Here is a 13,310-nt window from a genome sequence, read left to right as displayed (position 1 = left end):
TAATGGGCTCGCTATGTAAAGTACATATGCGTAACACGTAAAACACAAAATACGAAATGACTGAAATCTTGGAGGACGAGGAAATGGCTTTTGAGGATATCCCTTTTTTGCAGTACCTCGGCAATGCCGTTGATATTCTCCTTGTTTGGTATGTGATATATAAATTGATTATGGTGATACGCGGCACGAAAGCGGTTCAGCTGTTAAAAGGAATTGTAGTCATCGTGCTTGTTCGTATGGCCAGCCAATATTTGGGCCTCAGCACACTTCAGTGGCTGATGGACCAAGCGATAACATGGGGATTTTTAGCAATTATTATTATCTTTCAGCCTGAGCTGAGAAGAGCGCTTGAACAGCTAGGCCGCGGCCGCTTTTTTTCAAGGAGCGGCACGCCTGTAGAAGAAGCGCAGCAGAAAACGATTGAGGCCATCACAAAAGCGATCAATTATATGGCGAAACGTCGTATAGGCGCCCTGCTGACCATTGAGCGGGATACTGGAATGGGGGATTATATTGAGACCGGCATACCACTGAATGCCAAAGTCAGCTCTGAGCTGCTGATTAATATTTTTATCCCAAACACCCCGCTTCATGACGGTGCGGTGATTATGAAGAATAATGAAATTGCCGCGGCCGCCTGTTATTTGCCGCTTTCTGAAAGCCCGTTTATTTCAAAAGAATTGGGCACGCGGCACAGAGCGGCTGTCGGCATCAGTGAGGTAACAGACAGTTTGACGATTATTGTGTCTGAAGAGACCGGCGGCGTCAGTGTGGCAAAGAACGGCGACCTTCACAGAGAGCTGACAGAAGAAGCGCTGAAAGAAATGCTTGAAGCCGAGTTTAAGAAAAACACCAGAGACACTTCTTCTATCCGCTGGTATTGGAGGGGCAAGAAAAATGGATAAATTCTTAAACAACCGCTGGGCTGTGAAAATCATTGCTCTGCTTTTCGCGCTCTTGCTTTATGTGGCGGTTAACAGCAACCAAGCACCGACTCCGAAAAAACCGGGGGAATCTTTCTTTCCGACATCAACAACTGATGAAGCAACTCTGACCGATATTCCGGTTAAAGCGTATTATGATGATGAAAATTACGTCGTGACAGGTGTTCCGCAAACGGTTAATGTCACGATAAAAGGCTCGACAAGTGCCGTGAAAAAGGCTAGGCAGACCAAGAACTTTGAAATATACGCCGATATGGAACATTTGAAAACCGGCACACATAAGGTTGAGCTTAAGGCCAAAAATGTGTCGGATGGGCTGACAATCTCAATTAATCCGTCTGTTACGACAGTGACCATACAGGAACGGACGACCAAAAGCTTTCCTGTAGAAGTGGAGTACTACAACAAAAGCAAGATGAAAAAAGGCTATTCTCCGGAGCAGCCGATTGTCAGTCCGAAAAATGTGCAGATTACCGGATCTAAAAATGTGATCGATAATATTTCTCTTGTCAAAGCTTCAGTGAATTTGGAGAATGCAGATGAAACGATTGAAAAGGAAGCGAAAGTGACTGTCTATGATAAAGACGGAAACGCGCTTCCTGTCGACGTTGAGCCCTCGGTCATCAAGATTACCGTTCCGGTGACAAGCCCAAGTAAAAAAGTGCCCTTTAAAATTGAACGGACAGGAAGCCTTCCTGACGGTGTCAGCATAGCGAATATTGAATCCAGCCCCAGTGAGGTAACGGTTTACGGCTCACAGGATGTGTTGGATTCTCTTGAATTTATTGATGGCGTCAGCCTAGACTTAAGCAAAATTAACAAGGATTCCGATATCGAGGCAGATATTCCGCTTCCTGACGGCGTCAAAAAAATCTCGCCGTCAAAGGTGACTTTGCATATAGAAGTCGATAGTGAAGCGGATCAGAAGTTTGAGAATGTCTCTATCAAGACTGTAGGGCTGAGCAGTTCACAAAACATTGAATTTCTTGATCCTGAATCACAAGCGATAGACGTAACGGCTAAAGGCTCTCCCGCGAATATAAAAAAACTGAAAAAATCGGATATTGAATTGTATGTGAATGTTTCAGATTTAGAGGACGGGGAGCATAGCGTGAAGCTTGAAGTAAACGGACCTCAGAATGTAACCTGGTCCTTGGGGCGGAAAAACGCCAAAATCAAGCTGACATCCAAAAAAAGCAATACATCAACGAATGATAACAGCAGCAATACATCAGGGAATCAGGATGACACAGATAAACAAACGAATGATCAAAAGAACAATCAGCAAGAAGATACAAAGAACACTGATAAAAACAGCAACGATCAAAACCAAGACGAAAACCAAGATCAGGATGAGGATGAATCCACTGCGGATTCACAATCCTCATCGGAATAAAAAAGGAGCGATTACAAAATGGGCAAGTATTTTGGAACAGACGGTGTAAGAGGTGTCGCCAATAGTGAGCTTACACCTGAGCTGGCCTTTAAAGTCGGACGTTTCGGCGGTTATGTGCTGACAAAAGACAAACAACGTCCAAAAGTGCTGATAGGCCGCGATACACGTATCTCCGGCCATATGCTGGAGGGAGCCCTTGTCGCCGGACTTTTATCCATTGGCGCAGAAGTCATGCGTCTGGGTGTCATTTCTACACCGGGTGTATCCTATTTGACAAAAGCGATGGATGCAGAGGCGGGCGTCATGATTTCCGCTTCTCATAACCCAGTGCAGGATAACGGCATCAAGTTCTTTGGGGGAGACGGATTCAAGCTTTCTGATGAACAGGAGGCTGAAATTGAGCGCCTGATGGACGAACCTGAGGATAAGCTGCCAAGACCGGTCGGAGCCGATCTTGGGCTTGTTAACGATTATTTTGAAGGCGGACAAAAATATCTGCAATTCTTAAAACAGACAGCCGATGAAGATTTCACAGGCATTCATGTGGCACTTGACTGTGCTCATGGCGCAACATCATCCTTGGCGACACACCTGTTTGCTGATTTAGATGCTGATGTTTCAACAATGGGGACTTCCCCGAACGGATTAAACATTAATGACGGCGTCGGATCGACTCACCCTGAAGCGCTCAGCGCGTTTGTCAAAGAGAAAAACGCTGATCTCGGCCTTGCGTTCGATGGTGATGGCGACCGCCTGATTGCTGTTGATGAAAAAGGAAATATCGTTGATGGCGACCAAATCATGTACATATGCTCAAAACACCTGAAATCAGAGGGCCGTTTAAAGGATGATACAGTGGTTTCAACCGTGATGAGCAACCTCGGCTTCTATAAGGCGCTCGAGAAAGAAGGCATCAAAAGCGTGCAGACAGCTGTCGGTGACCGCTACGTAGTAGAAGCAATGAAAAAAGATGGCTATAATGTCGGCGGAGAGCAGTCAGGACATCTTATTTTCCTTGATTACAACACGACAGGGGACGGATTATTGTCTGCTATCATGCTGATGAACACTTTGAAAGCAACAGGCAAGCCGCTGTCAGAGCTTGCAGCTGAAATGCAGAAGTTCCCGCAGCTGTTAGTCAATGTGAGAGTGACTGATAAATATAAAGTTGAAGAAAATGAAAAAGTAAAAGCAGTTATTTCTGAAGTTGAAAAAGAAATGAACGGCGACGGACGGATTTTGGTTCGCCCTTCAGGAACTGAACCGCTCGTCCGTGTCATGGCTGAAGCGAAGACGAAAGAGCTGTGCGATGAGTATGTCAATCGCATTGTTGAAGTCGTCCGGTCAGAAATGGGATTAGAGTAACGAAGTCTCTAATCAGAGAGCGAACAAGACAAGCGGCGTTTACATATGATAATTGTGAGACATACGGCAAAGTTGTTTAAAAAACAATTGACCGTTTATGCCACATGCTGTAAAATCAAGCTTGTCTTGTTCTTGCTTTCTTAATAGGAAAAAGTAGACGGGATTATGGATTTACCTATAATTATAGCGCCCGAACTAAGCGCCCGGAAAAAGGCTTAGTTGACGAGGATGGAGGTTATCGAATTTTCGGCGGATGCCTCCCGGCTGAGTATACAGATCACAGCCGTAAGGATTTCTTCAAACCAAGGGGGTGACTCCTTGAACAAAGAGAAATCACATGATCTTCCAAAAAACATGTAGGAGGGGACGATTGAAAGTCCCCTTGAAATTTGACTTTCTTCGTCTCCTTTTACCATCTTAGGAGGAAGAAAAATATGTGTGGAATCGTAGGTTATATCGGTCAGCTTGATGCGAAGGAAATTTTATTAAAAGGGTTAGAAAAGCTTGAGTATCGCGGATATGACTCTGCTGGTATTGCTGTTGCCAATGAACAGGGAATCCATGTGTTCAAAGAAAAAGGACGCATTGCAGATCTTCGTGAAGTTGTGGATGCCAATGTAGAAGCGAAAGCCGGAATTGGGCATACTCGCTGGGCAACACACGGCGAACCAAGCTATCTGAACGCTCACCCGCATCAAAGCGCACTGGGCCGCTTTACACTTGTTCATAACGGCGTGATCGAGAACTATGTTCAGCTGAAGCAAGAGTATTTGCAAGATGTAGAGCTTAAAAGTGACACCGATACAGAAGTGGTCGTTCAAGTAATCGAGCAATTTGTCAATGGAGGACTTGAGACGGAAGAAGCGTTCCGCAAAACACTTACACTGTTAAAAGGCTCTTATGCAATTGCTTTATTCGATAACGACAACAGAGAAACGATTTTTGTAGCGAAAAACAAAAGCCCTCTATTAGTAGGCCTTGGAGACACATTCAACGTCGTAGCATCTGATGCGATGGCGATGCTTCAAGTAACCAACGAATATGTTGAGCTGATGGATAAAGAAATGGTTATCGTCACTGATGACCAAGTTGTCATCAAAAACCTTGATGGTGACGTGATTACACGTGCGTCTTATATTGCTGAGCTTGATGCCAGTGATATCGAAAAAGGCACGTACCCTCACTACATGTTGAAAGAAACGGATGAGCAGCCAGTTGTTATGCGCAAAATCATCCAAACGTATCAAGATGAAAACGGTAAGCTGTCTGTGCCTGGCGATATCGCTTCCGCTGTAGCGGAAGCGGACCGCATCTATATCATTGGCTGCGGAACAAGCTACCATGCAGGACTTGTCGGTAAACAATATATTGAAATGTGGGCAAACGTGCCGGTTGAAGTGCATGTAGCGAGTGAATTCTCCTACAACATGCCGCTTCTGTCTAAGAAACCGCTCTTCATTTTCCTTTCTCAAAGCGGAGAAACAGCAGACAGCCGCGCGGTTCTCGTTCAAGTCAAAGCGCTCGGACACAAAGCCCTGACAATCACAAACGTACCTGGATCAACGCTTTCTCGTGAAGCTGACTATACATTGCTGCTTCATGCAGGCCCTGAAATCGCTGTTGCGTCAACGAAGGCATACACTGCACAAATCGCAGTTCTTGCGGTTCTTGCTTCTGTGGCTGCTGACAAAAACGGCATCGATATCGGATTTGACCTCGTCAAAGAACTCGGTATCGCGGCAAACGCAATGGAAGCTTTATGCGACCAGAAAGACGAAATGGAAATGATCGCCCGTGAATATCTGACTGTATCCAGAAACGCTTTCTTCATCGGACGCGGCCTTGACTACTTCGTATGTGTCGAAGGCGCACTGAAGCTGAAAGAGATTTCTTACATCCAGGCAGAAGGCTTTGCCGGCGGAGAGCTGAAGCACGGAACGATTGCGCTGATCGAACAAGGCACACCGGTATTCGCACTGGCAACACAAGAGCACGTAAACCTAAGCATCCGTGGAAACGTCAAAGAAGTTGCTGCTCGCGGAGCCAACACATGCATCATCTCACTGAAAGGCCTAGACGATGCGGATGACAGATTCGTACTGCCGGAAGTAAACCCAGCGCTTGCTCCGTTGGTATCTGTTGTTCCATTGCAGCTGATCGCTTACTATGCTGCGCTTCATCGCGGCTGTGATGTTGATAAACCGCGTAACCTTGCGAAAAGTGTTACTGTAGAATAAAGTGTTTTACCCCTTTGGTTGTTTTTGTAGCTTTAAAATAAAGTTACGACGTTTATAAAAATGTTGCGATGCTTTTTCCCTTAGACAATTTTTGTCTAAGGGTATTTTTCTATTTTAACTAAAGAGGCAGGTAACTAAAAATTATAAGGGGATTCCAATTGATTTTGGGTCCCCTTTTTACATAAATGATGTGACACCAATCTTACAAAAATGTAACTGTAATCTCAAATAATGTAATTTGATTCGATGGCAGGTCATCTAATTTTCTTTTATTATGTTCTAAAAAGAGATTGGATGGTGTTGGGTTTGGACATTTCAGAAGTTAATATATCACTGTTTAGACTAGTTAATGACTTAGGAAAAGAATATCCCTTTTTGAATCCTGTATTTAGTTTTATTGCTGAATATATGGTTTTTTTACTTGCACTAAGTGTTCTTTTTATTTGGTTTACAAGAGATACGGATAATAGAATTATGATTCTTTGTGCATCTATCGCTTTCATTTGTGCCTTTACGATAGGGAAGGTTTCAGGGGTATTTCACTCGAATTATCAACCTTTTGTTGAATTGGGAGAGGTTAATAAACTGATACATAAAGAAAAAGACAATTCTTTTCCAAGTGACCATACAATTTTATTCTTCTCATATTGTATTTCATTCTGGCTCTTTAAGAGAGGCTGGTCAATTTTATGGGTATTGTTAGCTGTTCTTGTGGGAGTCTCACGTATATGGGTTGGGGTTCATTATCCTTTTGATGTTTTAGCAGGAGTATTAATAAGCCTAGCAGTTTCAACTTTTATATATTTAACATTACCTAAACTAAATATTACTCAAACTACCATGAAAATTTATGAAAAATGTGAAAACATACTTCTTTATCCCTTCAAAAGAAAGGAAAACAAGTCAAAAAATCTTTAGATTTATTCAACAATCGGGTGCTAATGTTCAAAATATCGTAACCTAAAATGATAAACTTTTTTATAAAGATTCCTATTCAAAGCTTTAGAATCCATAAATATTAAAGAAGGTATTTTTAAGGAAAGTGACATCTACGGAGAAATTGGAGAATTCTAGCTATAACAATATCCATAACAGCTAGTTCAATTTCTTGGTCGTTAAGGCTGTTGAAAATAAAGTAGGAACCAGTATTCATTTATAGTTCCTAATTGAACTCAGTTATTTACTAAACAAGAAAATAGAAAAATGATTATAAAATTCATCTTGTATTTCTACAAAAAATTAAAGTGATAGATATCATAAGCCTCGGATAAAGATTTAGGATGTATATTTAAAGGGAAAGAAGGATTTGATACTTCATTCTCCGTATTCCAACATCTTGACAATGTTTAAGATTTAGCATATCTTATACTTAACTTAAAAATCGCAACCAGATGTTTATTTTCGTTTGTGAAATATTAGGACTTTAGCATTCTTTCAACTAATCTTGACAGGATGAAAAAGTATCCTAATTTAAATGAAAGAGAAACATAAGTCGATTTATCTATAATCAAGCACTATATTAAAGTGTAGCGGTGACTTCATTCCTTTAGAATGAACTTAAAATATTGTATAAAGTAAAATGATAAATAATAAGGTAGCTCTTCAAAAAACTTCGCTGAAGTTAGTTGAAGTGAAGCCGACAATTTTCAAGATTCAATGATCTGCAATCATCATTGGAATTTTGAGGTTGTCGGTTTTTTTGTTGGAAAAAAATAGAGATACATAAAATTTGTATCCATTATAGAAAAATATGATCTGATTTAAAGGTCGTATGAGCAATAACGACATTTAAAAAGGGAGAATTTGAAATGTTAGTTTCGCTGAGTTTGTCATCATTATTAACATTATTTTTTATTATGCTGATTGCTTCTGGGATAAGTGGACTTTTGTTTTTACATCCGCGAGTGCCCTTGAGTTTTGTTCGCATTCATATTGGGATTTTGGCTTTACCACTTTTGGTTGCCTTACTGATCCTTGCCAATAGCAGCGTGAGTGGAAACGTTGGCCCTTGGCATTTAGATACCTTAGCTTGTTTAATGACCTTCTTTGTTCTTGCAATTGGATTCGTTATTCAGCGTTTTTCTGTACGTTACTTAATGGGGGATCGATCTTATCGCAAATACTTTGCGCTTTTTACTTTTACAACAGGTGCTGCTTCAATGACGTGGTTAAGTGGCGATCTCCGTTTGATGGTTTTATTTTGGGGAGCAACTCTTGTTGGTTTAACTTTACTGATAAGGTTAAACAGTGCTTGGCAAGTGGCTAGTGAAGCAGCCAAAATTTCTGGCCGGTTATTTTTGTTAAGTTGGTTTTCTTTGTTTTTTGCGATGATGTGGCTTTTTCATGCCACAGGTCAATGGCAGTTATCATTGGTTGTAACAAATGAAAGTTTAGCTGGGCTGGGAGAATGGGAGAGAACAGGGATTCAGCTATTGATTGTACTAGCGGTAATTATTCCTGCAGGTCAATGGCCATTCCAAAGATGGTTAGTTGAGTCTATTGTTGCTCCAACCCCTGTTTCTGCAATTATGCATGCAGGTTTAGTAAATGCAGGAGGAATAATACTAACTCGATTTTCACCTCTATTTCATGGTGGTATCGCTTCGATTATCTTACTTCTGCTTGCTGGCATTTCTGTATTGATTGGAACTGGTATTAGTTTAGTCCAGGTTGATTATAAACGCCAATTAGTAGGCTCCACGATTGGACAAATGGGATTTATGCTCATTCAGTGTGCACTAGGGGCCTATATAGCAGCCATTATTCATCTTATTTTACATGGTTTATTTAAAGCTACGTTGTTTTTACAGGCTGGTTCAGCCGTACAGCGCCATGAAGTATCGACTCGTGTTAAAGAGAGATCATCCTATTTATGGCTCGTGGCTGGTCGTACGTTAGCCTTAGTTATAGGTGTTGCTTTTTGGCTCACTGCTCCTGGAGACGGATATCAATTAATGAGTGCGCTGATCTTAGGGTGGTCATTGTCCGTTTCCTGGACTCAGCTTGTAGCTTTTGGAGAGGGGCGAATTGGCCGAATTGCCGGCTTAATCGTTTTAGGAGGAGCAGCCTTTATATATTTTATCATTCATAACCTTTTCTATGATTGGCTGCATGCAGCCGTTTCTCAAACTGTTCAGCCTCCAATGCCAGCTGTCATCATTGTCGTATGTCTTTTCCTATTTGGCAGTGCTTTAGGTTCGTGGGTTGCTCGTCATCGTTCTTCCGTTTTCTTCACGATACTCTATCTTTGGCTGGTTCGGTTAGGTGAAGCAAAACCAAAGTCAGTGGAGAGTCACCCAGACTACCTTAAACAATATTTATCATAAGGAGCTAATCTGAGATGGGCATTACATCCGTATTAACGAAAGAAAATGTAAAAAAGATAGATACAGATATTGATGTTCAAGAAAGGGATCTTAACGTTTTCATTACATCTGCCAGCCGAGTGATTGCGCCACTTTGGCCTATTTCTACATTTGCTGCACGCAATCCGTGGATGGGACTCGAAAACCAGACTTTTGATCAGGTTGCAAGCTGGTTGAAAAATACGCGTGATGTTGATATATACCCAAGTGTGTCTATGATCCGTTCAGCAAAGAATAAGGGCGAGATTGATGAAGTTTTTGTGGAAATGGGGCTGCAGCGTTGGCTTGATTCACATTCCTTTCACATCCCACGGGACGTGGCAGAACGGTTTTGTCATGCGGGATTACAATTAGATCCATTACCTTCCGACCTTTTATCATCACACGAGCTGGAGAAATTAGTAAGTGGATGTAGAGGATTGGATCCTATCGATAATGTTTTTATGGAACCACTAAGTTCGTATATAGAGAATCAAGATGGTGAAAGGTTAGTCACTATACTAGATCATCATGTCATTAAGTGGAGTAAATTATATCTTGATGACTCTCAAGCCGGTTGGACAATGCCCAATCGTGAGGAAGGCTTCTATCGTGCCTGGCAGCAGCTCATACAATATGATCCAGCACTTAGCAAAAAGCAGCGTGAAAGGTTAAAAGGTTTGCCGCAAGAGGCGCATTTGGCTTTACAAGAAGCCTTATTCGCACTAGGAATCCCTGAATCAGAAATCCAGGCTTATCTTGAAGCTCACTTACTTTCCTTACCTGGATGGGCAGGGATGATGCTTTGGCGCTCCCAACAATCGAGCCATGAACATGCACTCTTAACAGAATATTTAGCGGTTCGATTATCCATGGAGTGGGCTCTGATAAAGCCATATTTGCCTTTGACTAATGAACGAGCTGAGAAAAAAATTTCGATTGCTCCCCTTATAGCAGCTTGGATTCATTGGGGTGGGCTTACATTAGAGGAATGGTCACAGATGTCGGCCAGTGAACAAAATGAATATTTATCATTTGCCTACAGCTTTGATGAGAAACTGCGCAGGAAACTTTGGTTAGAAGCTTGGGAACAAACTTACACTGATCGATTGAGCCAGAAGATCATCTCGAAACAACGTGAAACCGGTAAAAAATCTGCATTAGCTCAATTAGCATTCTGCATTGATGTACGATCAGAACCTTTTCGCCGTCATCTAGAAAAACAAGGTCCGTTTGAAACGATTGGCATCGCAGGTTTCTTCGGGGTGCCGATTGCAACTTGTGAACTTGGCAGTAAACACAGTCATGCCTCCTTGCCGATCATACAAAAACCGCAAAATAAAATAAAAGAGTTCGCGGATGAGGATGCATTCAACAAATACAATCAACGGAAGCAAGCAGTTCATTCGTTAAGCTATACATTTAAAACGATGAAACAGAATGTGCTTTCAAGCTTACTACTGCCTGAGCTAAGCGGACCTTGGCTTACTCTGCAAATGGCAGCACGTAGCTTTGTGCCAAGAAAGGCGGGTCGTTTCATTCGAAATCTCCGTGAGGCTTGGTTGCGCAAACCTGATACAAAACTCTCGCTTCATCATGATGCTACAGAGGCAGAAATACCTGTGGGTTTTACTGATGAAGAAAAAGTGAACTATGCTCGCCAAGCATTAAAAATGATGGGGTTAACAGAAAACATCGCACCATTGGTCGTGATATGCGGGCACGGCAGTCAAAGTACCAATAATCCTTATTCCGCAGCCCTTGACTGTGGTGCCTGCGGTGGAGCGGCCGGTGGATTCAATGCAAGAGTTTTAGCTGCTTTATGTAATCTTTCAGAGGTGAGAGAAGCACTTTTAACTGAAGGAATTAAAATCCCTGAGGATACGGTGTTTGCAGCAGCTGAACATAATACAACGGTGGATGAATTACATTGGCTTTATGTACCGGAGCTTTCTGAAGCTGCACAAGAAGCATTTGAGCAAATTGAAGCTGTTATGCCGAAAGTGAGACATCATGTAAATGCAGAACGTCTGGCCCAATTACCGAATTTCCATTCGGAATTTAAAAATCCGAAGGCTGAGGCACACCGATTTGCGGAGGATTGGAGTGAGATACGCCCGGAATGGGGGCTGGCTCGTAATGCTGCTTTTATTATCGGCCAACGTGAATTAACCCAGGATTGTGATTTGGAAGGAAGAGCCTTTCTCCATAATTATGATTGGAAACAGGATGAAAGCGGCGAAATCCTAGCAAATATTATTGCAGGACCTGGAACTGTGGCCCAATGGATTAATTTACAATATTACGCATCAACGGTAGCACCTCATTATTATGGCAGCGGAAATAAAGCAACTCAAACCGTTACAGCAGGTCTCGGCGTTATGCAGGGGAATGCAAGTGACTTGTTAGCCGGACTGCCTTGGCAATCCGTCATGAAATCAGATCACGAAGCCTATCATTCTCCGCTTCGTTTGTTGATACTCATTCAAGCACCTAAAGAATATGTAGAACGGTTATTAAACAATGACTCAGCATTTATGCAAAAAGTTCAAAATGGATGGGTCCGACTGGCTAGTATTGATCCAGAAGGATGTTGGGAAAGCTGGTAATTATGAATCTAAACATTTATTAAATGGATTTGTTACTCAATACTAAACATAAGGAAGAGGTGTGCTATATGAATGGAAATCAAAATAAAAAAGTATTATTTTTGACGGACATTGAAAACGGCTTGGAGCCTATTTTACAAGAAGTGACTAACACTCCTGCAGAAAGTATGTTGACTATACAAAGCTATGGTGCCAGTATTTCACATCCTTATGGAGAAATCATGAGGTCTGTTATTTTTGCGATTTTCCAGGAAGATGTTGAGGAGATTTTTGTAGTAGGAACAAAAGATAAGAAAACTTCCACAGGTCATAGACTTACTCAACTTGAAGCAATGAAAGATAAAATACAAACATTGGATTATCTCTTTCAGAATTGCAAACCTGAATTTTTAGGTGGTACGGTCGATGAATGGCTACATGAAAATAGCAGTGACACCATTGAAAAAAGTGTTGATATCATTCGTCATCATCCATTAGTGCCGTCATATGTTAAAGTTCGAGGTTTAATCATTAATCAAGAGGATGGAACATCATCAATTGTGGAGGTTCCTGCTATGAAAACAGGTCAACCTGATCATTGCTTGTCATGATGAAATGGAAGAACTTCTATGCACCTATATGTAAAAAAAACAGCTCTAAGGAGAAGGTATGGATTCTAATTTAACTGATTTTGTCACGAAAACAATAGAGGACATGAACTCGTTTGATCGTGAAAATATGGAATGTATGAAAAAGGTAATAAGAAAAGCAATTGATTTTTATCATCTACAATCTTATGAAGAAGTTGAGGAAACCCATTTAGGAAGCATTCGATTTTTGCATATACACTCTATGATGGAGGAAAATATGTTATCCAAAATGATAGTGGTCACAAGAAACGGTAATACTGATTTGGATATTGAAGGTGTATATGAAGGACATGTTGTAAGAGAATATTAATGAGACGAAATCACAAATAGAATATGCCAATTTTTTTGCTCAGGAGATGTATGATATATGAAAAAATCGAAAGGTTCTATTGAATCAGAGATCAGTAAATCCATTACTCAATGGGAGAAAGATTATCTTGGGCGCGGGTCTGTATCTGTTAAAACTGATATACTCCGGGATATGGTCATCGTCAATTTAAAAGGGATTTTAACACCAGCTGAATATGTAGTGTGTGGATCAAAAGAGGGTATGTTATCTATTAAACAAACACGCTCGGAGTTAGTCGAATCAGGTATAGAAGGTCTTAAGGATATTATCCTAAAAATCACCGGAGAAAAAGTGATAAGTTTTCATACTGATTTAAGCTCCCGGACAGGTGAACGAGTAATGGTATTTAAATTATGTAATGATCTAGAGAAAAATCTTTAATATAAATGTTTGATGATCCCTGCTATTCAAGCCAGGGAGAGGGCATTCAAAATATT

At 41.3% G+C, this 13,310-nt stretch carries 10 protein-coding genes; all 10 read left to right on the top strand.

Annotated features, from left to right (window positions below; translation table 11 throughout):
• The first annotated feature begins 83 nt into the window (after positions 1-83).
• The 10 genes from cdaA (at position 84) to ACQXR1_RS20665 (ending at position 13,254) form a co-directional block, all read left to right on the top strand.
• Positions 84-905: a diadenylate cyclase CdaA gene (gene cdaA, locus ACQXR1_RS20710; RefSeq protein WP_014662568.1), complete on the top strand. Its 822-nt coding sequence runs from the start codon at positions 84-86 to the stop codon at positions 903-905.
• Positions 898-2,340 carry a CdaA regulatory protein CdaR gene (cdaR, locus tag ACQXR1_RS20705; RefSeq protein ID WP_227099633.1) on the top strand — a complete coding sequence of 481 codons (1,443 nt, stop codon included), beginning with the start codon at positions 898-900 and terminating at the stop codon, positions 2,338-2,340. The genes cdaA and cdaR overlap by 8 nt, the downstream gene beginning before the upstream one ends.
• Before the next feature lie 18 nt (positions 2,341-2,358).
• Entirely contained in the window at positions 2,359-3,705 is a 1,347-nt protein-coding gene (gene glmM / locus ACQXR1_RS20700; protein ID WP_014112449.1) for a phosphoglucosamine mutase, read from the top strand.
• Between the two features lie 434 nt (positions 3,706-4,139).
• A complete protein-coding gene (gene glmS / locus ACQXR1_RS20695) occupies positions 4,140-5,942 on the top strand; it encodes a glutamine--fructose-6-phosphate transaminase (isomerizing) (RefSeq protein ID WP_014662572.1) in 1,803 nt (600 codons plus the stop codon).
• A gap of 294 nt (positions 5,943-6,236) precedes the next feature.
• Entirely contained in the window at positions 6,237-6,860 is a 624-nt protein-coding gene (locus ACQXR1_RS20690; RefSeq protein WP_289707681.1) for an undecaprenyl-diphosphatase, read from the top strand.
• A gap of 890 nt (positions 6,861-7,750) precedes the next feature.
• Complete coding sequence (locus tag ACQXR1_RS20685; protein ID WP_430772791.1) at positions 7,751-9,268, top strand: NADH dehydrogenase subunit 5; 1,518 nt, start codon at positions 7,751-7,753, stop codon at positions 9,266-9,268.
• Between the two features lie 14 nt (positions 9,269-9,282).
• Positions 9,283-11,895: a DUF2309 domain-containing protein gene (locus ACQXR1_RS20680; protein WP_430772790.1), complete on the top strand. Its 2,613-nt coding sequence runs from the start codon at positions 9,283-9,285 to the stop codon at positions 11,893-11,895.
• 68 nt (positions 11,896-11,963) lie between these two features.
• On the top strand, positions 11,964-12,485 hold the full coding sequence (locus tag ACQXR1_RS20675) for a carbonic anhydrase (protein ID WP_103749855.1): 522 nt from the start codon (positions 11,964-11,966) through the stop codon (positions 12,483-12,485).
• A 58-nt stretch (positions 12,486-12,543) separates the two neighbouring features.
• Entirely contained in the window at positions 12,544-12,834 is a 291-nt protein-coding gene (locus ACQXR1_RS20670; RefSeq protein WP_014662580.1) for a DUF6407 family protein, read from the top strand.
• Between the two features lie 57 nt (positions 12,835-12,891).
• Positions 12,892-13,254 (top strand): DUF2294 domain-containing protein, encoded by a 363-nt coding sequence (locus ACQXR1_RS20665; RefSeq protein ID WP_040084346.1) that lies wholly within the window; start codon positions 12,892-12,894, stop codon positions 13,252-13,254.
• Positions 13,255-13,310 lie beyond the last annotated feature (56 nt).

The organism is Bacillus sp. ATD, assembly GCF_050585765.1.
GTDB lineage: Bacteria > Bacillota > Bacilli > Bacillales > Bacillaceae > Bacillus > Bacillus stercoris.
The sequence above is the reverse complement of the archived record's forward strand: the minus strand, read 5'-3'. Positions and strand labels throughout refer to the sequence as shown.